Below are 23212 nucleotides of genomic sequence, written 5' to 3' on the forward strand. Positions count from 1 at the left end.
TAGTTGTACGATAACAAGGGGTTGCCACTAAGCTCGACAGAGGTGCTGACTGCAGTCAGCAGACCTGCTGACTAGGCTCGGCAGAGGTGCTGAGCCTAGTTGCAACAGTTGGGAAGATACTTGCTTGCACCCGAGAAGATACTTACTTCAACCCAAAAGGATACTTACTTCAACCTAAAAGGATACTTACTTCAACCCAAAAGGATGCTTACTTGCACCCCAAAAGATACTTACTTGAACCCCAAAAGCCGTTTACTTCAACTTCCTATCATCATTCCTTCTTTCTCAAGCGATAGAGCGTAACAGGGCCTTCCTTGGTAGCATACATTCTGGCTGCCGGTTCCTCACAGAGATCATTCAATACCTTATTGGCATGATAGCGGGTGACACCGAATTTGCGAATTATATCCTTCACCGTGATATATCCCTGCTGCTGGCAAATCTCCACAATGTCGGCAAACTCCTGATCCGCCTCCTTCGGAGCAAATTTCACATTCCAATACTGGCGACTACAACCGTTAGAACGACGTTTCAATCTTTCCAGGAATTCCTTCGTGGGCTGAATTTCCAAACCGCAGACTGCTACTTCGTTGGCAGGAATCAGGTCGCCCTCATGATAGGTCTTCTTCCATTCATTTCCCTCCTTATCCTTATGCTTCACCACGCCCAGTTTAGGCTTGACGATAAACATATCACCTACCCTCACCTCGTTGCCGTCAGCCAAGGCATAAAGCGTTTCATCCTCCAGCGTTTCCAATGCAGAGATAAAGGAGGAAACATTCATCGCACAATGATCGCGAACACGTTTCTCCATCTTCTCCTGGTCAACGATATCCCGCTTCACAAACATCGGATGTATCTGATACTTACCGCTTTCGTCCTTCAAGGGCGTGCGATGCTCCAAATAATTGATTGAACCTGTTGCTCTTGCCATATTCTTATTTTTTTTGATATTTCTTTATATTCCCCATCTACTTCTCCACAAACAAATTGGAGATAGCATAAAGAGGAATGATGTCTATCTTCTTTCCATCGGGACTCTCGAATGTTCCAAAATTTTCAAGAGAACAGCGGATGCCCATTTCTATATGCTTCTGCGGATTGCGCATCAGCGAATACATGCTGCTCATGGAACCCTTCACACCCGATTTTACTTCTATCGGAACTATGCTGCCACTGCGAGCTATCACATAATCCACCTCGGCACAAGTACCTTTGTTCATGTTTTGCCAATAGTACAACTGATGGCGCTTCTGCGGAGAAGAATATTTGATAAGTTCCAAGCCCGCCATCATCTCTGCCACATGTCCCTTGTCAACAAGATTGATGGAATCTGCCACCATCATCTCCTTGATGCTGTCGTCGATGTCGTCATCTATTCCCAGAATACCAAGCAGCACGCCAGTATCATGGATAAGATATTTCACAACCCGCTCGTTGATTTCAGCCCCAAGCGGTACCCCATTGGCATCCGTATGATAAGTCGGGATGATTAGTCCGGCATCCTTCAGCATCTCCAAAGCCACCTTTACTTCTGCCGAACGATATTGTCCTTCTACCCTACTGTAAACAAACTTAGCTCCTGCCTGATGCGCTACGCTTATGAGAGTTTGGCGCAAAAGCAGAGGATTTGCCTTGGCTCCGTACTTGGCAAAATCGTCCTGATAACCCTGGATGATTTCGTTCACAATGTCACTGCTATAGCGATAAGACCCTGTCTCCGTGTAGGTTGCCACAGCTTCTGGCATTCCGCCAACCAGCATATAACTTCTAAAGGCCTCCACCAATCTGTTATAGAATGCCTCGGGCAGCGGATTCGTAGGACTGCTATTTCGTTTGGTTCTAAGAAGCCCCTCTTGCCCCGTTGCCGTCAAGAATTCATCAAAAGACATCGGATAAACAAACAGTGAACTTACTCTGCCCACCCCAAACGATGACAAATCCTTCAGCGCAAACTCCAGGAGCGAACCTGCTGCAATGACATGAAGTTCGGGATAATCTTCTTTAAAGAACCAAAGGCTGTGAACGACATCTTCGCTCTTTTGTATCTCATCGAGGAAAAGAAGGGTTTCGCCCGGAACAATCGGCACATTAAAGAAGTCGGATAGCTTAGCAGCAATGCTCTTCACATCACGACTGCCCTTAAAGAATTCCATCACCTCAGGATTTCTTTCCATATTAACTTCCAAAAAATATTTGAAGCTCTTGCCCAAATGCCGAATGGTGCTCGACTTGCCTACCTGTCGGGCGCCCCTCACTAAAAGAGGTTTTCTTCGAGGATTATCCTTCCATTCCAGCAAAGCCTGGTCGATGCTTCTTGACAAGTATTTTTCCATATTTTTGCGTCTTTATGATTATATGGCTGCAAAAATACTGATTATTAACGAGATATACAATTATTTTATGTTAACTTTGCTAAAAGATAGAGTTATAAAGGCATGTTTCGTGATAAAAGATAGAGTTATAGAGGTACAAAAAATCCCTGCCATAGGAAGCCTTTCCTACAGCAGGGATTTTTCTATTGGAAATCATCAAGAATGACTTAACTATCAATTCTTAATCACTAATAAATAATCACTAAACATTATTTATACTCTCCCCAAGCCTTGATGTCGATATCCTCCAGCTTGGTGGTGCAGAATGCATAGATGAATGCACTCGCCAGACGGCTGTTGGTAATCAATGGCACGTTCAGGTCGATGGCTGCACGGCGAATCTTATAACCATTGCTCAACTCGCTGCTGGTCAAGTTCTTTGGAATATTCACGACCATATCAATCTCGTGGTTGTGGAGCATCTCCAAAGCCTTTGGCGCACCGCCTTCTGCCTCCTCTGATGGCCAGAGTACACGGGTGTTCTCAATGCCGTTCTCGGTGAGGAACTTGCTACTACCACCAGTTGCATACAGCTTGTAACCATGCTTAACCAGCATCTGGGCAGCATCGAGCAAATCTACCTTCTGCTTGGCAGAACCTGTAGAAAGCAGGATGTTCTTGGCTGGAATACGATGACCCACAGAAAGCATACTCTTCAGAAGTGCGGTAGATGTATCGTCGCCCAAGCAACCTACCTCACCCGTACTGCTCATATCCACACCCAATACTGGGTCAGCCTTCTGCAAACGGTTGAAGCTGAACTGAGATGCCTTGATACCTACATAGTCGAGATCGAAGAGGTTCTTGTGTGGCTTCTCTACTGGCAAACCGAGCATCACGCGGGTAGCCAACTCGATGAGGTTGATCTTCAATACCTTGCTCACGAATGGGAACGAACGGCTGGCACGCAAGTTACACTCGATAACGAGAATATCATTGTCACGAGCCATGAACTGGATGTTGAATGGACCGTTGATGTGCAACTCCTTGGCAATCTGACGACCTACTCGCTTTACACGACGAACTGTCTCAACATACAACTTCTGAGGAGGGAACTGGATGGTAGCATCGCCTGAGTGAACACCGGCAAACTCGATGTGCTCGGAAATCGCATAGGCAATCACCTCGCCATTCTTTGCCACTGCATCCATCTCAATCTCCTTGGCATGTTCGATAAACTTACTTACTACCACTGGGTGATCCTCACTTACGTTGGCAGCCAACTGCAGGAATCGCTTCAGCTCTTCCTCGTTAGAACATACGTTCATCGCAGCACCAGAAAGCACGTAGCTAGGACGAACCAATACTGGGAAACCTACACGCTCGATGAAGTTGTCGATGTCCTCCATAGAGGTCAGGGCACTCCACTCTGGCTGGTTGATGCCGTTGTTGGTCAACATCTGAGAGAACTTGGCACGGTCCTCAGCATTATCGATGTCCTTGGCAGCAGTACCCAGGATTGGCACGTTCTGTGCATCCAGGTGCATAGCCAGGTTGTTTGGAATCTGACCACCAGTAGATACGATGACGCCATGAGGCTGCTCCATCTCGATGATATCCATCACACGCTCGAAGGTCAACTCGTCGAAGTAGAGACGGTCGCACATATCGTAGTCAGTAGATACGGTCTCTGGGTTGTAGTTGATCATCACAGAGCGCCAGCCTTCCTTGCGGATGGTGTTCAATGCCTGAACGCCACACCAGTCGAACTCTACGGAAGAACCGATGCGGTAAGCACCTGAACCGAGTACGATAATAGAACGGTGGTCGTTCTCGAAGGTGATGTCGCTCTTCACGCCAGCGTAAGTTACATAGAGGTAGTTGGTCTGAGCAGGATACTCTGCTGCCAGGGTATCAATCTGCTTCACTACAGGCAGGATACCATAGCTCTTGCGCTTGTTGCGAACCAGGAGGGCAGCCTTGTGCATGTTGCCCAACTCCTGCTCCAAGCCCACGGCACGAGCAACCTGGAAGTCGGTAAAACCGTAAACCTTAGCGGTGCGGAGCAAATCCTGGTCAAGCGTATTGATGTTGCACTTCTTCATCGCCTCGTCGATGTCGATGATGTGCTTCAACTTCTCCAGGAACCACTTGTCAATCTTGGTCAAGTCGTGAATCTGATCTACGGTATAGCCCTTGTGCATTGCCTTTGAAATCACGAATACACGCTTATCTGTTGGCTCGCGCAAAGCTGCATCGATATCATCGATTTCAAGCTCCTTGTTCTCTACGAAACCGTGCATGCCCTGACCAATCATACGAAGACCCTTTTGGATGGCCTCCTCGAAGTTGCGGCCGATGGCCATTACCTCACCTACTGACTTCATAGATGAACCCAACTCCTTATCTACGCCACGGAACTTAGACAAATCCCAACGAGGAATCTTACAAACCACGTAGTCCAATGCTGGCTCGAAGAAGGCTGATGTGGTCTTGGTTACAGAGTTCTTCAACTCGAACAGACCGTAACCCATACCGAGCTTGGCAGCAACGAAGGCAAGAGGATAACCAGTAGCCTTAGAAGCCAAGGCAGATGAACGGCTCAAGCGGGCATTTACCTCAATAACGCGATAGTCCTCGCTCTTAGGGTCGAAGGCATACTGCACGTTACACTCACCCACGATTCCGATGTGACGGATAATCTTGATGGCGAGGGCACGGAGCTTATGATACTCTGCATTGCTCAGGGTCTGGGATGGAGCGATGACGATACTCTCACCGGTATGGATGCCCAGTGGGTCGAAGTTCTCCATGTTACAAACAGTAATACAGTTGTCGTAACGGTCGCGAACCACTTCATACTCAATCTCCTTCCAGCCCTTCAAGCTCTTCTCTACCAATACCTGTGGAGAGAATGAGAAGGCCTTCTCAGCGAGCTTGTTCAGCTCCTCCTCGTTGTCTGCGAAACCGGAACCGAGTCCACCCAAGGCGTAAGCAGCACGGATGATGACAGGATAGCCGAGCTCGGCAGCAGCCTTGCGGGCCTGCTCGATGTTCTCGCAAGCCTCGCTCTTGATGGTCTTCACGTTGATTTCATCCAACTTCTCTACGAAGAGCTCACGGTCCTCAGTATCCATGATAGCCTGAACAGGAGTACCCAACACCTTGACATTATATTTCTCCAGGATGCCCTGGCGATAGAGTTCCACACCACAGTTGAGGGCAGTCTGACCACCGAAGCTGAGGAGGATTCCGTCTGGCTTCTCCTTCTGGATGACACGCTCTACGAAGTATGGCTGCACTGGCAGGAAGTAAATCTGATCGGCAACGCCTTCTGATGTCTGTACGGTTGCGATATTCGGGTTGATGAGCACAGTCTCGATACCTTCCTCGCGCAATGCCTTCAGGGCCTGCGAACCTGAGTAGTCGAACTCACCTGCTTCACCGATCTTCAAGGCTCCAGAACCTAAGAGGAGCACCTTCTTTATATTTTCGTCTTTCATCTTTATTCCTAATTATTTAAGTGTTTCTACAAACTTATCAAACATGAATTCTGTATCCACAGGGCCTGAGCAAGCCTCTGGGTGGAACTGGCTTGAGAACCAAGGGTTCACCTTGTGGCGGATACCCTCGTTAGAGCCATCATTCATATTTACAAAGAGTTCCTCCCAATCGTTGCCCAATGTCTTGGCATCAACGGCATAACCGTGGTTCTGAGAGGTGATGTAGCAATTGTTGGTTCCTACCATGCGCACTGGCTGGTTGTGTGAACGGTGACCATACTTCAACTTGTAGATGGTAGCACCGGCTGCCTTTGAAAGCAACTGGTTACCCATACAGATACCGCAGATAGGCTTGCGGCTCTGACTGATCTGCTTGCGAATAATGTTTACTGCATCCTCACACATGTCTGGGTCGCCAGGACCATTTGCCAGGAACAGTCCGTCGAAATCCATATCGGTGTAATCGTAATTCCAAGGCACACGGGATCACCTCTACGCCTCTGTTGATGAGGCAACGAATGATGTTTGCCTTCACACCGCAGTCAACGAGAACCACCTTCTTGCCGGCACCCTCGTTGTAACGGATAATCTCCTTGCAGCTCACCTGGTCAACGAAGTTTACACCCTCGTAGTTAGCCTCAGGGATGTTGTCTGGTTCATCATCAAAGAGAATCTTACCCATCATCACACCATGCTCACGAAGCACCTTAGTCAACTCACGGGTATCGATGCCTGTGATTCCTGGCACCTTTTCGCGCTTCAACCAGTCGGCAAGACTCTCCACTGCATTCCAGTGGCTGTACTGCTCGCTGTAATCATTCACGATGATGGCAGAAGCATAAATCTTGTCACTCTCCATGAAGGTTGGCAAACCGTTCTCCTCGAAAGTAAATGGTGGCACACCATAGTTGCCCACGAGAGGGAATGTAAGTGTCATCAACTGACCGGCGTAAGAAGGGTCGGTCAAACTCTCTGGATATCCCATCATGGCTGTGTTGAACACAACCTCGCCCGCTACAGGAGCGTCATATCCAAAAGATTTGCCATGGAACTTGGTTCCATCGCTCAAAACTAAGGTTACTTTTTTCATATCTGACATTTGATTCTTTTATTTCATACTTATAAGAGCAAATGAATTCTTCACTCTTCGTTCTTCACTCTTCACTTATTTATGATAAACGTTTTCAATATAGTTCACAAACGACTGGTTGCAGAGCTTCGTGCCGCCTGGGGTTGGATAATGACCGGTGAAATACCAGTCGCCCTTGTGGTTTGGAATCGCCTCGCGCAAGCCCTCGATGCTCTGGAACACGAGCTGGATAGGAGTAGTCATGCCCTCTGGGCGAAGCATCTCTACTATCTTCTCGTTGATTTCCTCGATGGTGAATGGCTTGTAGATGGCGCGCACCGGGTTAATCTGCTCCTCCTTCGGCTTGGCAAGTTCTGCCTTGCATGCCTCGTAGGTCTGCTCGATGAGGTCATCCATCTTTCTGTCTTTCAGCAGCTGGATGGCTGCACGGAACACGCAGAACTCTTCCAGTCTTGCCATATCGATGCCGTAATAATCCGGATAGCGGATCTGAGGGGCACTGGATACGACTACAATCTTCTTAGGATGCAGACGGTCGAGGATGCGCAGGATGCTCTCCTTCAGGGTTGTACCGCGCACGATACTGTCGTCGATGATAACGAGATTATCCACATTCGGCTCGATGCTTCCGTAGGTTACATCATACACGTGGCTCGCCAGGTCGTTGCGGCTGTTGCCCTCGGTAATGAAGGTGCGGAGCTTGATATCCTTCCATGCAATCTTCTCCGAACGGACGAAGTCACCGAGAATATCGTATAATTCTTCCTTAGATGGAATATGGTCGAGGTTGGCAATCTGTTCTATCTTGCTTTCGTTGAGATACTTCTTGAAACCGCTCAACATACCATAGTAAGCCACCTCGGCTGTATTCGGAATATAGCTGAACACGGTGTGATCTACATCGTAATCCACTGCCTTCAGGATAGGCTGGGTCAACTGCTCGCCCAACTGCTTACGCTCCTGGTAGATATCCTTGTCGGAACCACGGCTGAAGTAGATGCGCTCGAATGAGCAGGCTGAATCGCCCTTCTGCTCCATGATGCGCTCGATACTGCACTCGCCGTTCTTCTTCACGAGAAGCGCCGTGCCCGGCATCAGCTCCTGCACATCCTCTGCCTCCAGGTCGAAGGTGGTCTGAAGAACAGGGCGCTCGCTGGCTACTACCACGATTTCATCGTTCTTGTAGTAGAATGCAGGACGGATGCCCCAAGGGTCGCGCATGGAGAACATCTCGCCAGAACCGGTGATACCGCAGACCACATAACCGCCGTCGAAGTCCTTCATCGTGGTCTTGAGCACGTTGCTCATCTTCACGTGGTCCTCGATGTAGTTGGTGATGTCGGTGTTCTCCATCTCCATCGCCTTTGCTGCCACGAAGTTTCGCTCCACCTCTCTGTCAAGTCGGTGTCCCATCAGTTCAAGCATGATGTAGGTGTCGCTGTAGATGCGTGGACTCTGTCCCTGCTTAGTCAGTTCCTCGAAGATTTCATCTACGTTGGTCATGTTGAAGTTGCCGCAAAGACAGAGGTTTTTCGCCTTCCAGTTGTTGCGGCGCAGGAATGGGTGCACATACTGGATGCCACTCTTTCCGGTGGTACTGTAGCGCAGGTGTCCCATGTAGAGTTCGCCTGCGAAAGGCAGTTCTTCTTGGGCAAACTTAGCATCAGCAAGCTGCTCGGGAGTCAAGTTCTTGAAGTTGGCGTTTGCCTTGCCGAAGATTTCGGTCACGGCGTTCTTGCCCTCCGCACGCTCACGAAACATATACTCATGTCCTGGCTTTCCGCCCAGTTTGACACAAGCCATACCAGCACCCTCCTGTCCACGGTTGTGCTGCTTCTCCATCATCAGATAGAGTTTGTTGAGTGCGTACATCCAAGTACCGTACTTCTGCTGGTAATACTCCAGTGGCTTGAGCAATCTGATCATTGCCACGCCACACTCATGTTTCAATGGTTCCATACTCTTTATTATCCTTTATCTTATTTAGTTAAATCTGAATATTCCTATCCGAGGGACACCCCTCCAAAAAAAGGGAAACGCCAAGAAACGACGAATCCCTTTATCATTCTTATTCTACAGTAACCGACTTGGCCAAGTTTCTTGGTTGGTCAACATTCTTACCCTTACATACAGCTACATGGTAAGCCAGCAGCTGCAAAGGAATAGTAGCCAATAATGGCTCCAGACACTCCAGAGTCTCAGGGAGTTCAATCACTTCGTCGGCAATCTTGGAAATGGTTTCATCGCCCTTGCTGACAATAGCAATGACACGACCCTGACGGGCCTTGATCTCCTGAATATTAGACAAGACCTTCTCGTACATGAAGTTATGGGTAGCAATGACTACTACAGGCATATCGCTGTCAATCAACGCGATAGGGCCATGCTTCATCTCCGCTGCAGGATAACCCTCAGCGTGGATGTAGCTAATCTCCTTCAACTTCAAGGCACCCTCCAAGGCTACAGGATACTGGAATCCGCGACCCAGATAGATGAAATTGCGAGCGTATGTAAACGTACGGCTCAAGTCAGCTATCTTATTGTTGAGCTTCAGCACCTCCTTCATCTTGGCAGGAATGTTCCAAAGCTGTTCTGTAATCTTCTGATAATCATTTTCGCTGATGGTACCCTTCTCCTTACCGATGGCAAGTGCCAGGAGGATAAGGACGGTAACCTGACCGGTGAATGCCTTGGTAGAAGCAACACCAATCTCCGGACCTACGTGAATATAGGTACCCGTATCTGTCTCTCGTGCGATGGAAGAACCGATGGAGTTACAGATACCATAGATAAATGCACCGCTCTCCTTGGCAAGCTTGATGGCAGCCAGGGTATCAGCGGTTTCACCACTCTGGGAAATGGCGATGACGACATCATCCTTCGTTACCACAGGATTGCGGTAACGGAACTCTGATGCATATTCCACTTCCACCGGGATACGGCAGTAGTTCTCAATCATCTGCTTGCCGATGAGTCCGGCGTGCCATGATGTTCCACAAGCCACGATGATGATTCGCTTGGCATTGAGGAGCTGCTGTCGATGGTCGGTGATGGAGCTGAGCACTACGCCCATCTCTGTCTCCGTCTTGCAGGTTGTATCGTCGCCGTCGGTCATCACACGGGTTTCCACGGTGCGGCTCACCACACGGCCACGCATACAGTTGCGCAGGCACTCAGGCTGCTCGAAGATTTCCTTCAGCATGAAGTGAGGGAAACCACCCTTCTCAATCTGGCCGAGATCGATATCCACGGTCTGAACCTCAGGGTTGAGCTTTACGTTCTGGATATTCACCACCTGCAATTCCTGTCCGAGACGCATCACGGCGATGTTGCCATCCTCCAGGTAAACCACCTTGTCGGTATATTCGATGATAGGACTGGCATCCGAACCGAGATAGAACTCTCCGTCCTCGCCAATACCCACCACCAGCGGGCTCTGCTTGCGGGCAGCGATAATCTGGTCAGGGTTGCGCTTGTCGAGAATAGCGATGGCGTAAGCGCCAATCACCTGACGGAGCGCAACCTGAACGGCGGTCAACAAATCAAGATCCTTCTTCACCTGGATGTATTCAATGAGCTGTACGAGCACCTCAGTATCAGTCTCGCTCTTGAACTCCACACCCTTTGCCATCAGGTTCTTCTTGATGTCGGCATAGTTCTCGATAATACCATTATGAATCATGGCAAGGTTCTTGCTTGAAGAATAATGAGGATGAGCATTCACAGCTGAAGGCTCTCCATGGGTAGCCCAACGTGTATGGGCAATACCTACATGTCCTGAAATATCCTTGTCTGCGCAGAACGCTTCCAAATCTGCCACCTTGCCCTTTGCCTTATATACATTCAAAGAGCCGTCATTGCCAATAAGGGCAACTCCCGCAGAATCGTATCCGCGGTACTCCAGACGCTTCAAGCCCTTGATGAGGGCTGGATAAGCATCACCCTTACCTAAATATCCTACTATGCCACACATACTTATATATATTTATGTTGTATTTTCGTTTGTTAATCCGGACCTTTTATCCTTTGCTATTATCGCAGGATATTGACAACCAATGATGCAACTGATGTTAAAATACTTACAGCAGAGAACCAGAGTGATGTGGCAGAACCAATAGCTGAGTTCTGTGCCTTCACCTTGTTAGGCTCTACATAGATAACATCATTCTGCTGCAGATAGAAATATGGAGAGTTGATGATGTTAGCATCATTCAAGTTCAGATAATGAATATGCTTCTCTCCCTGAGCATCCTCACGGATCAGCATCACATTCTCACGCTTACCATAGATGGTCAAATCGCCTGCTGAAGCCAAGGCCTCGATGATGCTCATCTTTTCCTGAGGGACGGTTACTACTCTTGGAGCATTAACTTCACCCGTAACTACTACACGGTAACTTGCCATTCTTACAGTAACGATAGGATTCTCCTTATCTGACATGTATGGACGAACCTTATTCTTGATCAATTCCTCGCACTGGTTCTTGGACAAACCAGCTACATGAAGCTGACCTACAACCGGGAACTGAATATTACCATTGTTATCTACCAGGTAACCCAAGAGGGTTGGGGTACTTGTCAACTGTCCTTCCATACCAGTGGTCTTGGAGACAGTAAGGTTGAAAGGCATTGCAGCCTTTGGATCGGTAGTAGAAACGGTAATAGTTAATTCGTCCTTAGGCATAATCTTGGCGTCATAAAGCATCTTTGAAGCTGCTAGACTCACCTGATCAGCATTCTGGAAATAAGCTACGTTCTTGGTGCTTCCGCAACTGCTAAGCATCAAGACCATTGTCAAAGCGACAAGCGCTGAATAAATGACTTTTTTCATTCTCAACAAATTTCGTTATAAAATATTGGTGCAAAATTACAGCATTTTTTTGAATACTGCAAATTTTTGCACCAATATTTACTCCATCACATTATTTTTCTTAAAATAATGCCCTTTTTACTAGTCTTCAATGCCGTTTGATGGCAAATTGAAGGTATAGCTGTTATCGAAGATCTTCTTCACCTTGTTGATTTCTACGAAGGTGGTTCCTCCACCCTCACCGAAGCTACCACTCAGGTAAGCAATCTTATCTTCCTCGCCCAGATAACCCTTCTGGCGGAGCATACGTACCGCCGCAGAAAACATAGCCTTGGCAGAAACCTGATCCTTCTGATGGATTGGAATAATACCATAGCTCAGGTTCAACCAACGCTGAAGCTTCTCCTTGTAACAGATGGCAAGCACAGGGTTAGGACCACGGAACGAAGCCAAGCAGCGGGCAGTCTGACCCGTCTCACCATCGGTGATGATGCCGGCAACGCCCAACTTCTTGGTTGCCTCGATGGCAGCATGAGCCAGGAAGAGCTTTTGGTCAATCTTTCCATCCTCCATCGGATCAATGTCGTTGAGAGGCGACTTGTCCTTCTCTGCCTGCTCTGCAATGCGCGCCATGGTCTGAACAGCCTCTACCGGATACTTACCGCTGGCTGTTTCGCCAGAAAGCATCAGGGCATCTGTACGGTAGAAGATTGCGTTGGCAATATCTGTAACCTCGGCACGTGTAGGACGAGGATTTTTGATCATGGTGTGGAGCATCTGTGTAGCTACGATTACCGGCTTCTGAGCCTTCACGCACTTGGCGATGATGCGGCGCTGGATACCAGGGATTCTCTCAATAGGCACCTCAATACCCAGGTCACCACGGGCAATCATGATGCCATAGCAGGCATCGATGATCTCATCGATGTTATCTACACCCTCCTGGTTCTCGATCTTAGAGATGATCTTGATGTCGCTGTGGTGAGCATCGAGAATATCCTGCACGGCCTTTACATCAGCTGCATTGCGCACGAATGAGTGAGCGATGAAATCAATATCCAGTTCGATGGCAAGCTCGATGTTTCTGCGGTCTTTCTCTGTAAGCGCAGGCAGGTCAATGTGCTCGCCCGGTACGTTCACACTCTTGTGAGCCCCCAGTATTCCCTCGTTCTGCACCTCAGCCACGAGCATAGGACCCTGAATATCAACAACCTTCATGTCGAGTTCGCCATCATCAAACAAGATGTCGTCGCCCACCTTCAAATCGGCAGCAATATCAGGATAGCTCAAGTTCACGGTATCATGAGAAGAATCTACATCAGGACGACCGAAGATTTTCACCACGTCACCTATATTATAATGTATAGGCTCCTTTACGTCGGTAGTGCGCACCTCCGGACCCTTGGTATCAATCATGATACCAATATGTGGAGATACAGCTCTAACGTTCTTGACAATGGTACGGATTCCATCTTCTGTAGCATGTGCGGTATTCATACGAACTACGTTCATACCCGCAAAAAACAGTTTTCGGATAAAATCTTGATCGCATCTGCGATCGCTGATGGAAGCAACAATCTTTGTTTGTTTCATATTTGTAATTACCTTATAGAAATTTCAATGTTATCGTGACATTTCTGCCACTTTTCTTAAATTTTGTGCAAAGATACAAAGAAAATCTGAAATACGATTCATCTGAAATACAAAATATATATAAAATATGGCGATTGTAACAGATTGAAAGGAAGCGATAACAAAAAATCCAGCCAAAAGGATGTTTATCTCCCTTTGGCTGGATTCCTTACTGATTCATCCGGTGCCTAGATATCCAGGTCTGGAGCCTTCTCGGCACCAGCTGCTGCCTCAAACTTAGGCATTACATTGAAATTGAAGATGCCGGCGATGATGGCATTAGGCATCTTTCTAACCGTCTGGTTATAAGACTGTACAGCCTCATTATACTTACGGCGAGCCTCGCTGATTCGATTCTCAGTGCCTTCCTCCTGAACCTGGAGAGCCTTAAAATTCTCGCTTGCCTTCAACTCAGGATATCTTTCAGCCACCAGCATCAGCTTGGAGAAGGCATTTGCCAACTCACCCTGAGCAGCTGCATACTGCTTCATGCTAGCCTCCGTGAGATTATTCACATCCAGCTTTACCTGTCCTACAGAAGCACGAGCCTTGGTCACCTCCTCGAAGGTCTCCTTCTCGTGCTTGGCATAAGCCTTTACGATCTTAGCCAACTGAGGCATCATATCGGCACGACGCTGATACTGAGCCTGCATGTTAGACAACTCGGTAGTAGCCTTCTCCTGCTCTCCTACCATACCATTATAACCACTGAACACCCAGAGCACCAACACAACGATGACGCCTAAGATGATCCATCCTGTTTTCTTCATACTTTTCAATTATTGATTAATGATTATTGATTAATTATTATCTACCAATTATAAACTATTAGCTATCAATTATAAACTATTAGCTATCAGCAACTACCAGCTTCCGCCGGAACCGCCGCCAGAGAATGTTCCACCGCCAAAGGAGCCGCCCGAGAAGCCGCCTCCTCCACCGCCGGAGAATCCTCCGCCGCCCATGAAGAACGGAGGCAACCAGTCGTCATCATCATTCCTTCTTCGCGACTGGTTTCTACCCTTGCCCTTCGGTCTTGGCTTTACCAGACCCACCTGCTCCAGGATGTAACGGACGAGGTAATAGATCGGGATTCCGAAAAAGAGGAGGAACAGGATAATGACCAGTGCCCAATCCTCTTCATCATTCACCGTCCCCTCATCTACCGACTCAATTCCGGTGCGCCCGTTTTTCACCTTATTATATATAGCACGGCTCACAGAGGCAACAGCCTCGCCTGGGGCATCCTCGCGCATGTATTTCACGATGCAGGCACGGGCAATATCATCGCAGTCCACATCCGTCAGCTCTCCCTCCAGTCCGCTGCCGGGAGCGATGAAGTACTTGTGGTCTTCCACTGCAATCACGATAACCAGTCCCCTGCGGCTCTTCTTGTAGCCGATGCCATACTTGTTGCCCACATCCTGCGCCATCCTGAAAGCATCCTGGTTAGCCACCCTGCCCACGATGATGAGCACATTCTGCACGCCACACTCCAGCTTCAGCTTCTGCAGGTAGAAATTAGCCGAATCCTTGAGTGCCCTATCCACATAGCCATCGGGATCGGAAACATACTGCGTGGAGTCCTGAAGAAAGGGAATCGGCACATTATCCGCATTCCACTCCTTCTTGGCAGACAGCGATAAGACGCTGAAAGCCATCCATATCATCACTAAAAAATGTCTCTTAAAAGCCATAAATTCTCAATTTTAGTGCAAAAATACAGAATAAAAACCTAATATGCAAATACTTAGAGCATTTTTTTTGCAAAAAAAGCCTTAACTATTTTGTTATATCGCAAAAAACTTGTATCTTTGCACACCGATTTGAGATTATTAAGTATAAAAATAAATAAAAGAAGAGAAATGACCAAAGCAGATATCATAAATGAAGTAGCAATCGCTACTGGTATGGCTAAGAAGGAAGTTAGCATAGTAGTAGAGTCGTTCATGGAGGAGGTGAAGAAGAGCCTCATCCAGAACAAGGAGAATGTTTACCTGCGTGGCTTCGGTAGCTTCAACATCAAGCACCGTGCAGCTAAGACCGCTCGCAACATCTCTAAGAACACCACTCTCACCATCCCAGCTCACGATTTGCCAAGCTTCAAGCCATCTAAGAGCTTCATCGAGGAGATGCAGAACGCTCAGTAAGAGAATTAACATTTTTATAATAACAATATTTTAAAATTTTAAAATCATGCCAAACGGAAAGAAAAAGAAGGGCCACAAGATGGCTACTCACAAGCGTAAAAAGAGATTACGTAAGAACAGACATAAGAGCAAGTAAGCTTTTCTAGAAGCTGAAAATGCTCTCAGTCGGTTCCACAGACTGAGGGGGCGTGTCATATCAACATGGATAGGCATGCCCCTTTTTGTAAAGTGTTATTAGTAACTTTAAGTAAAAAGATTATTGAAGAGTATGACAAGCGAAGTTGTAATTGACGTCCAGCAGAAGGACATTTCTATCGCTCTCATGGAGGATAAGCAGCTGGTGGAATACCAGAATGAACCCCGTGAGGCTTCGTTCTCTGTGGGAAACATCTACATCGCAAAGGTTAAGAAACTCATGCCGGGACTTAACGCATGCTTCGTAGATGTAGGTTATGAACGCGACGCCTTTCTTCATTATCTTGACCTGGGAAGTCATTTTAATTCCTACCAGAAGTACCTTAAACAAGTACAGAGCGACAGAAAGAAACTTTTCCCATTCTCTAAAGCCAGCAAACTGCCTGAATTGGAAAAGGACGGCAGCATTCAGAATGTTCTCAAAGTGGGACAAGAAGTGCTGGTACAAATCGTAAAGGAACCAATCTCTACCAAGGGTCCTCGTCTTACGGGCGAAATCTCATTCGCAGGACGATACCTGGTACTCATGCCATTCGGTGATAAAGTTTCTGTCTCGTCGAAAATCAAAAGCGGTGAAGAACGCTCCCGACTCAAACAACTCATTCACAGCGTAAAACCAAAGAATTGCGGTGTAATTGTCCGCACTGTGGCTGAGGGAAAGAGAGTCGCTGAGCTCGATACTGAGCTGAAAGTCCTGGTGAAGCGATGGGAGGATGCTATCGCCAAGGTGCAGAAGACCCAGCAGCGCCCGCAACTCGCTTTCGAGGAGACCGGAAGAGCCGTCGCTCTCCTGCGTGACTTGTTTAACCCATCTTACGAGAACATCTTCGTCAACGATGAAGGTGTGATGAACGAGGTGAAGGACTATGTTTCTCTAATAGCCCCTGAAAAGGCGGGCATAGTCAAGCTCTACACCGGTAAGGTGCCTATCTTCGACAACTTCAGCATCACCAAGCAGATCAAGGCTGGTTTTGGAAGAGTTGTCAACTACAAGCACGGTGCGTATCTCATCATCGAGCATACCGAAGCCCTGCACGTGGTAGATGTAAACAGCGGCAACCGTACTCGTGAGAAAGGTCAGGAAGCGAATGCTCTCGATGTAAACCTCGGCGCTGCCGATGAATTGGCCAGACAATTGCGACTCCGTGATATGGGAGGAATCATTGTGGTGGACTTCATCGACATGAATCTTGCCGAAGACCGACAGCTGCTCTATGAGCGCATGTGCAAGAACATGCAGAAGGACCGTGCCAAGCACAACATCCTGCCTCTGAGCAAGTTCGGACTGATGCAGATTACCCGCCAGCGTGTACGCCCTGCCATGGACGTAAACGTAGAGGAAACCTGCCCTACCTGCTTCGGTTCGGGCAAGATCAAATCGAGCATCCTTTTCACCGACCAGTTGGAAAGAAAAATCGACCGCCTAGTCAACAAGATTGGCGTCAAGAAATTCACTTTGTATGTGAATCCTTACGTAGCTGCCTTCATCAACAAGGGCTTCATTTCCCTGAAGCGCAAATGGCAGTTTAAGTATGGTTTCGGCTTCAATGTGATTCCATCTCAGAAACTGGCGTTCCTCCAGTATGAATTCTACGACAAGGACAACCAGTATCTGGATATGCAGGAAGAACAGGAAACAAAGTAAGTTTTTAATTCTCAGAAAAAAGCTCCATTCGCAATTATATGATGCGAATGGAGCTTTTATTATTTCAGTTTCTCTACACCTTATTATATATAAGGCATTTTAGTACTCTATCTCATTATTCACCATTTTCTCTGTGTCCCAAGGTGCAGGAGCACCGCCGAGATAGCGATGGAACCAGTCGAGGTGCGCATTGTAATAGAGCGGCATCGACTTCAGGTTGCTTGGCCAGTGACCATCATACTTCAAGACAATCAGTCGAGAAGGAATGTTCAGGGTCTGCAATGCCGTGAAATACTGCAAGCTCTGTGTATAAGGTACACGATAGTCCAGCTCGCCCGTCATCACGAGGGTTGGCGTAGAGAAGTTCTTGATGTATGAGGATGGCGACCACTTCTCGTAGAGATCGGAATTGTAAGGCTGTCCCTCCAGCTCAAAGTTAGGGAACCATACTTCCTCGGTACTGCCCCACATAGAGCGCAAGTCATATACGCCCATCATGGAAGCCAGACACTTGAATCGCTTGGTATGGCCCTGCAGCCAGTTCATCATATAGCCGCCATACGACCATCCCATCGCTCCCATCCTGGTGGAGTCAACATATTCCAGGGTTGCCAATTTATCAGTAACCTTCATCACATCCTCAAATACCTTTCCGCCCCAGTCACCGGAAATGGCACGTGTAAAGGCCTGGCCATATCCTGTAGAACCATGAGGATTAGGATAAGCCACCACATAACCGGCAGCAGGATAAACCTGCCAGTCGCCACGGAAGGAATTCATCCACTGCATCTGCGGGCCGCCATGCACATTGATGATAAGCGGATACTTCTTGCTGGCATCAAAGTTGTGTGGTTTCACGATGAACACCTGTACCTTGTCGCCGCCAGCGCCATCCACCCAGATGCTCTCAGATGGACGGATATCCACCTCATCCTCCAACTTCTGGTTGAGGAAGGTTATCTGCTGTTCCTTGCCGCGAGCCACAGGAGTTCCATTCCACTTTTTCATCTGCTGACGATACAGAGCCGATGGCTTGCCTGTCGTACTGTAAGTATAATACACCATCCCCTTATTGTCGAAATCAAACTCAGAGATAGCCTTGCCTGTCACTACTGGCGAAATGGTCTTTCTGGCAATGTCGAGCTTGTAGAGTGGTTGTGCGCCCCGTACCTCACCCAGGAAGAAAATACTCTTGCTGTCTGGTGCCCATTTGTAATCATCCACCCAGTTGTCAAACTTTTCTGTCAGGATGGTAGATTTCCTTGCAGCACGGTCGTAGATGGCAAGACGGAAACGATCAGACTCATAGCCAGGTACTTGCTGCAAGCGGTAAGCGATATACTTGCCGTCGGGCGAATAGGTTGGAGTACCATCCCATGCCTTGTTTTCCTTCGTGATGCAGACTGGCTCTCCCCCATTCACAGATACCGTCCAAAGGTCGGCATTGGTGCTAGCCTCCTGATGCTCATCGTGGTTGGAGACAAAACAGATCTCCTTGCTGTCTGGAGAAAAATCATAGGCGATTCCGCCACCAGCCATGAATATCAGCGAATAATTACCCGGAGTCAGATCCCTGTAAGTCTTCGTCTGTGTATCGAAAAGGATGAGATGACTGCATCTGCCATCGCTATAGCTCGTCCAATGACGATAGAGCAACTTGTCGGCAATATGCGCCTGCACAGGTCCCTTGTCCTTCTTCTCCATCCGGGCTATGTTGGCCTTGGCATCAGCTCCCAGGTCGGGATATACCTCGGCTGTAAAGGCGATGTATCGCTCATCTGGAGAGATAACCGGATTATCTATACCCAACTCATAATCAGTTACTTGTTCCGTCTCGCAGGTAGCCAGATTCATGCGATAGATCTGAGCCGTCCCCTTCTCATAATTGGTAAAGAAGATACTCTTTCCATCCTTACTCCACACGGCAGAACTGCTTTTGCCATCCTCGGTGAAAGCCTTGGCATGAGAGCCATCCGCATTCATGATGTAGATGTCGGAGCTAGACTTCTGGTTCTTCAGGTCGGAAGAACTGGAGGTATAGCAGATTGTTTTACCATCTGGCGAAAGGCTCACAGAATATACACCCTTCACCTTGTACAAATCCTCGATGGTAAACGCCCTTTTCTGAGCGTTTGCCGAAAGCAGCGCCATCACAAGTGCTGCCGAAAACATCAATTTTTTGTTCATATAACCTATAAATATTAAACTTTCGATGCAAAAGTAACAAATATTTTTGGATTTCCTGCAACCTTTTGCTATCTTTTATCGTCTAATCTATAATTAATATTGATAATAACATAAAAAGAAAGGAAAAGATTATGATTTTGAGTACAACTCCAACCATAGAAGGCCACCCTATCCGTGAATATCGTGGCGTAGTGACTGGCGAGACCATCATCGGTACCAACTTTGTGAAGGATTTCTTTGCCAGTGTTCGTGATGTAATCGGCGGAAGAAGCGGTTCTTACGAAAGCACCCTCCGTCAGGCTAAGGATACAGCCCTCAGAGAGATGGCCGACCGTGCCGCATCCCTGGGCTGCAACGCCATCGTAGGCATCGACCTGGATTACGAAACCGTAGGAAAGAGCGGATCCATGCTGATGGTAACATGCAGCGGAACGGCGGTGATTATCTAATATTATCATTATATTATATTATATCATATGATTTCATTCGAAAGTGATTACAACAATGGTATGCTGCCAGAGATTCTAGAGGCTCTTGGCAAGACAAACTGTGAGAAAACATCCGGTTATGGTTTTGATCCATATTCAGAATCTGCAAAAGAGAAAATCCGTAAAGCCGTGGACAATGAGAATGCTGAAGTGTTCTTCCTGATAGGCGGTACACAGACCAACACCACCGTCATCGACTCCGTGCTCATGGGATGCGAAGGAGTAATCTGTGTGGAGACCGGTCATATCGAAGTACATGAATCTGGAGCAGTAGAAGCATTTGGCCATAAGGTCATTACGCTGCCAGGAAAGAACAGCAAGCTAACATCCAGCACCCTGTCTGCATATATGGATACTTTCCTTGCCGATGAAACGCATCCTCACATGGTGCAGCCAGGCATGGTTTATATCTCGATGCCGACAGAGTTCGGAATGGTCTACACCAGGGAAGAGCTGACTGCGCTATATACAACCTGCCAGAAATATAACCTCCGCCTCTTCATCGATGGTGCACGACTGGGATACGGTCTGGTTTCAGAGGCATGCGACTATGACTTGCCATTCCTTGCCAAGCATTGTGATGTATTTTATATAGGTGGAACCAAGGTGGGCGCCATGATGGGCGAAGCTGTAGTATTCTCAGGCATGAAGGCACCTAAGTATTTCTTCACTAACATAAAGCGTCATGGAGCCTTGCTTGCCAAGGGCAGAATGCTAGGCATCCAGTTTGACACGCTGTTTACAGATAACCTCTATTTCAAGATATCGCGCCACGCCATCGCCATGGCTACCCGTATCCGCAGCATCTTCCAGAAGCATGGCATAGCTATCGCCTACGATTCTCCTACCAATCAGCAGTTTGTCGTACTTTCACCTTCCCTCTACGATGCTCTTTCCAAGAAAGTTGCATTCGAAATATGGGAAAGAAAGAGCGATACCGAAATCATCTGCCGATTTGTAACGAGTTGGGCAACTAAGGAGGAAGAACTTGATGAACTGGAACATATTCTTCAGACTCTATAGCCGGAGAGATGTATCTTTCCATTAGCGTATTTTGAGAAGAAACGTATATATACAAAAAAGAAATGAGACTGGCAAGCTTTCAAGAGATTATTTTCTATCTTTCTATTTTTTCCGGAAAATGACAAGAGGAAACTAGTGTGGTGACCTTCATCAGATGAAGGCCACCAACTTTCTTCTATTTCATTTATTCTATCACCCAATCCTCTATACTTCGCTGGTTTTCAGAGAAGTTAATACCCACTTTCACAACCTTCCGCCCATCATCAGCAAAAGCTTTGGCATAGTCCTTGTCGCTGATTTGCGCCATGGCGATGTCGGCAGACTTCTTATATTTCAACTCAAAGATAAAGATACTCTTATCCGTCTTGAGCACAAGGTCTATTCTTCCATCAGAAGTGGTATGCTCCACCTTCACATCTTCGCCAAGCATGGTGAAGATGGTGAATATCACGGCTTGATAGTGACGCTCATTATTGTTGATAATCGTATATGGGAACTTATCATAGAATGCCTTCAAGTGAGGCATAAAGGCTCCCATGTCGTCATTGATGAGCACATTCTTGGAATAAGCATACACAATGGCATCATATCTGTTCATGTCTTGCGCAGTATAATACCTGACGAGACTTTTCGAGAAGCCTTGTCTTACTTCCTGATTTGGGAAACAGAGATGATACAATTTTCCTCTTCGCTCATATCCTTTAATGGTAAGATAACCACTTTGGAAAAGAACTGGAATCGGGTCTGTAAGCTTTTCTGTAGGGGTATCAAAACGATCGTCATTAACCCAAAGGTCGTCCAGATTGAGCATATCCAAATTTTTCTGCTGCAACAACTCTACCAGGAACGTAGGCGTACCGGATGTAAACCAATAGCTATTAAACTCCTTATCGTCCAAAGCATTGATGATGCTGTAAGGATTGAAGATATCCTCGCTATTGATACTGAAGTGGTAGCCATCATAATGCAGCTTGAGTTGTTCTAAGGTCTCCTCATAAGTAAGCCCATTATGTTCAGCCATCTCCTCAATACCCTCACGGAAATACTGAGACAATTCACTCTTGGTAATACCACAACAGCTACTGTATTCATCCTTCAACGTGAGAATCTTGAGATTATTCAACTCGCTGAAGATGCTGAGCTGACTAAACTTAGAGATGCCTGTGATGAATACAAAGCGAATGTTTCCCTCTTGCTGTTTCAAGGGACTGAAGAAATCTCGCATGATATTGCGGATGGTCTTCTGCAAGTCTTCGTCACTTACAGAATCATGCATCGGGGCATCATACTCATCAATGAGAACGACAACTTGCTTACCGGTTTGAGCCGTGGCAGCCAGCAAGATATTCTTGAGACGTGCGCCAAACGATTTCTCATCTATCGGATTAACCTTTAAACCATATTTTTTCTCTTCTATTTCTAGTATTCCGTTTAGAATTGAATATGTATTCTCCAAACTATAATACTTACCGCAGCTCAGATCCAGGTGGATGACGGGATATGCCGTCCACTCCTTCTCCATCTGTTCGATGGCAAGTCCCCTGAACAGTTCTTTCTTACCCTCGAAGTAAGCCTGGAGGGTAGATACAAACAAGGATTTTCCGAATCGACGTGGGCGACTCAGAAAATGAAACTTGGCATAATGAGCCAACTGATAGACGATAGCCGTCTTGTCAGCATAGAAGTAATTCCCCTTCACGATTTCGGAGAACGTTTGTATTCCCAAAGGATATCTCTTTGAAGCCATAATCTTACTCTTTATAATCTAGATACAAAGATACGGATAATATTTCAGAAAACAAGCGTTTTTCTTATTATTAACAATATATCACTGTAAAAATAGAACCGCAATTCAACAAAACATGCTTGAAACGGGGCGGTAACTGCCTTAAAAAACGACCCGCACATTTGAGCATCGTTGAGAGGCTTGGCGGATTCTGTTGCTGTAAAGATACAAATAATTATTGATAATACAAACTTTTGAGCAAGAAAAATCATACAAAAGTAGATTTCTTTGATATATTTGTATTTAATAATGTTAAATCAGACCATAAAATCAAATTTTTCCAGCCAAACAAAGTGGTTTTCAAGATAAAAGTGTTACCTTTGTAACGTCTATACCAATACCGAAAAGCCCGAATGGGCAGAGGTTGGGCAGACATACATATGGTAAAA

15 protein-coding genes and 1 pseudogene are annotated in these 23212 nt (G+C 46.9%); 4 read left to right on the plus strand and 12 right to left on the minus strand.

Annotated features, from left to right (window positions below; translation table 11 throughout):
* Positions 1 to 271 precede the first annotated feature (271 nt).
* The 10 genes and pseudogenes from CFT61_RS15140 to CFT61_RS15190 all read right to left on the minus strand — a co-directional run bounded on the left by CFT61_RS15140 (position 272) and on the right by CFT61_RS15190 (position 15046).
* Positions 272 to 934: a hypothetical protein gene (locus tag CFT61_RS15140; RefSeq protein WP_089545236.1), complete on the minus strand. Its 663-nt coding sequence runs from the start codon at positions 932 to 934 to the stop codon at positions 272 to 274.
* Between the two features lie 37 nt (positions 935 to 971).
* The gene (locus CFT61_RS15145) at positions 972 to 2336 is read right to left on the minus strand and encodes an ATP-binding protein (RefSeq protein WP_089545237.1); all 1365 of its coding nucleotides are present in this window, start codon (positions 2334 to 2336) and stop codon (positions 972 to 974) included.
* A 248-nt stretch (positions 2337 to 2584) separates the two neighbouring features.
* Positions 2585 to 5818: a carbamoyl-phosphate synthase (glutamine-hydrolyzing) large subunit gene (carB, locus tag CFT61_RS15155; RefSeq protein WP_089545239.1), complete on the minus strand. Its 3234-nt coding sequence runs from the start codon at positions 5816 to 5818 to the stop codon at positions 2585 to 2587.
* 12 nt (positions 5819 to 5830) lie between these two features.
* Positions 5831 to 6908: pseudogene (gene carA / locus CFT61_RS15160) on the minus strand (glutamine-hydrolyzing carbamoyl-phosphate synthase small subunit).
* Positions 6909 to 6983: 75 nt separating this feature from the next.
* Complete coding sequence (locus CFT61_RS15165) at positions 6984 to 8867, minus strand: amidophosphoribosyltransferase (RefSeq protein ID WP_089545240.1); 1884 nt, start codon at positions 8865 to 8867, stop codon at positions 6984 to 6986.
* A 109-nt stretch (positions 8868 to 8976) separates the two neighbouring features.
* Complete coding sequence (gene glmS / locus CFT61_RS15170; RefSeq protein WP_089545241.1) at positions 8977 to 10881, minus strand: glutamine--fructose-6-phosphate transaminase (isomerizing); 1905 nt, start codon at positions 10879 to 10881, stop codon at positions 8977 to 8979.
* A 59-nt stretch (positions 10882 to 10940) separates the two neighbouring features.
* Positions 10941 to 11738: a polysaccharide biosynthesis/export family protein gene (locus tag CFT61_RS15175; RefSeq protein WP_089545242.1), complete on the minus strand. Its 798-nt coding sequence runs from the start codon at positions 11736 to 11738 to the stop codon at positions 10941 to 10943.
* Between the two features lie 120 nt (positions 11739 to 11858).
* A complete protein-coding gene (gene pyk / locus CFT61_RS15180) occupies positions 11859 to 13310 on the minus strand; it encodes a pyruvate kinase (protein ID WP_089545243.1) in 1452 nt (483 codons plus the stop codon).
* A gap of 227 nt (positions 13311 to 13537) precedes the next feature.
* Positions 13538 to 14119, minus strand: coding sequence for a LemA family protein (locus CFT61_RS15185; protein WP_089545244.1), 582 nt, complete (start codon positions 14117 to 14119; stop codon positions 13538 to 13540).
* 93 nt (positions 14120 to 14212) lie between these two features.
* Positions 14213 to 15046 carry a TPM domain-containing protein gene (locus tag CFT61_RS15190; protein ID WP_089545245.1) on the minus strand — a complete coding sequence of 278 codons (834 nt, stop codon included), beginning with the start codon at positions 15044 to 15046 and terminating at the stop codon, positions 14213 to 14215.
* 168 nt (positions 15047 to 15214) lie between these two features.
* On the opposite strand from CFT61_RS15190, the gene CFT61_RS15195 reads away from it, so the two are divergent.
* Both CFT61_RS15195 and CFT61_RS15200 read left to right on the plus strand, forming a co-directional pair.
* Entirely contained in the window at positions 15215 to 15499 is a 285-nt protein-coding gene (locus tag CFT61_RS15195; protein ID WP_089545246.1) for an HU family DNA-binding protein, read from the plus strand.
* 268 nt (positions 15500 to 15767) lie between these two features.
* On the plus strand, positions 15768 to 17339 hold the full coding sequence (locus CFT61_RS15200) for an Rne/Rng family ribonuclease (RefSeq protein WP_089545247.1): 1572 nt from the start codon (positions 15768 to 15770) through the stop codon (positions 17337 to 17339).
* Between the two features lie 99 nt (positions 17340 to 17438).
* Here the strand turns inward: CFT61_RS15200 and CFT61_RS15205 are convergent, their stop codons facing one another.
* Entirely contained in the window at positions 17439 to 19526 is a 2088-nt protein-coding gene (locus CFT61_RS15205; RefSeq protein WP_089545248.1) for a S9 family peptidase, read from the minus strand.
* A 131-nt stretch (positions 19527 to 19657) separates the two neighbouring features.
* Here CFT61_RS15205 and CFT61_RS15210 point away from each other — a divergent pair, with 131 nt between their 5' ends.
* Positions 19658 to 19975, plus strand: coding sequence for a heavy metal-binding domain-containing protein (locus tag CFT61_RS15210; RefSeq protein ID WP_089545249.1), 318 nt, complete (start codon positions 19658 to 19660; stop codon positions 19973 to 19975).
* A gap of 27 nt (positions 19976 to 20002) precedes the next feature.
* Positions 20003 to 21037, plus strand: a complete 1035-nt coding sequence (locus tag CFT61_RS15215) for a threonine aldolase family protein (RefSeq protein WP_089545250.1) — start codon at positions 20003 to 20005, stop codon at positions 21035 to 21037.
* Positions 21038 to 21221: 184 nt separating this feature from the next.
* On the opposite strand, the gene CFT61_RS15220 is transcribed toward CFT61_RS15215, so the two are convergent.
* Positions 21222 to 22784, minus strand: a complete 1563-nt coding sequence (locus CFT61_RS15220; RefSeq protein WP_089545251.1) for an ATP-binding protein — start codon at positions 22782 to 22784, stop codon at positions 21222 to 21224.
* Between the last annotated feature and the right edge of the window lie 428 nt (positions 22785 to 23212).

This window comes from Segatella copri (genome assembly GCF_002224675.1).
In the GTDB taxonomy this organism is placed as follows: domain Bacteria; phylum Bacteroidota; class Bacteroidia; order Bacteroidales; family Bacteroidaceae; genus Prevotella; species Prevotella copri_U.

What these genes read in the sequence shown, in the direction of transcription:
- pyk (WP_089545243.1), bottom strand. Translation starts at nt 13,310, where the DNA reads ATGAAACAAACAAAGATTGTTGCTTCCATCAGCGATCGCAGATGCGAT.
- CFT61_RS15165 (WP_089545240.1), bottom strand. Translation starts at nt 8,867, where the DNA reads ATGGAACCATTGAAACATGAGTGTGGCGTGGCAATGATCAGATTGCTC.
- CFT61_RS15215 (WP_089545250.1), top strand. Translation starts at nt 20,003, where the DNA reads ATGATTTCATTCGAAAGTGATTACAACAATGGTATGCTGCCAGAGATT.
- CFT61_RS15195 (WP_089545246.1), top strand. Translation starts at nt 15,215, where the DNA reads ATGACCAAAGCAGATATCATAAATGAAGTAGCAATCGCTACTGGTATG.
- CFT61_RS15140 (WP_089545236.1), bottom strand. Translation starts at nt 934, where the DNA reads ATGGCAAGAGCAACAGGTTCAATCAATTATTTGGAGCATCGCACGCCC.
- CFT61_RS15200 (WP_089545247.1), top strand. Translation starts at nt 15,768, where the DNA reads ATGACAAGCGAAGTTGTAATTGACGTCCAGCAGAAGGACATTTCTATC.
- CFT61_RS15185 (WP_089545244.1), bottom strand. Translation starts at nt 14,119, where the DNA reads ATGAAGAAAACAGGATGGATCATCTTAGGCGTCATCGTTGTGTTGGTG.
- carB (WP_089545239.1), bottom strand. Translation starts at nt 5,818, where the DNA reads ATGAAAGACGAAAATATAAAGAAGGTGCTCCTCTTAGGTTCTGGAGCC.
- CFT61_RS15205 (WP_089545248.1), bottom strand. Translation starts at nt 19,526, where the DNA reads ATGAACAAAAAATTGATGTTTTCGGCAGCACTTGTGATGGCGCTGCTT.
- CFT61_RS15145 (WP_089545237.1), bottom strand. Translation starts at nt 2,336, where the DNA reads ATGGAAAAATACTTGTCAAGAAGCATCGACCAGGCTTTGCTGGAATGG.
- CFT61_RS15190 (WP_089545245.1), bottom strand. Translation starts at nt 15,046, where the DNA reads ATGGCTTTTAAGAGACATTTTTTAGTGATGATATGGATGGCTTTCAGC.
- CFT61_RS15175 (WP_089545242.1), bottom strand. Translation starts at nt 11,738, where the DNA reads ATGAAAAAAGTCATTTATTCAGCGCTTGTCGCTTTGACAATGGTCTTG.
- CFT61_RS15220 (WP_089545251.1), bottom strand. Translation starts at nt 22,784, where the DNA reads ATGGCTTCAAAGAGATATCCTTTGGGAATACAAACGTTCTCCGAAATC.
- glmS (WP_089545241.1), bottom strand. Translation starts at nt 10,881, where the DNA reads ATGTGTGGCATAGTAGGATATTTAGGTAAGGGTGATGCTTATCCAGCC.
- CFT61_RS15210 (WP_089545249.1), top strand. Translation starts at nt 19,658, where the DNA reads ATGATTTTGAGTACAACTCCAACCATAGAAGGCCACCCTATCCGTGAA.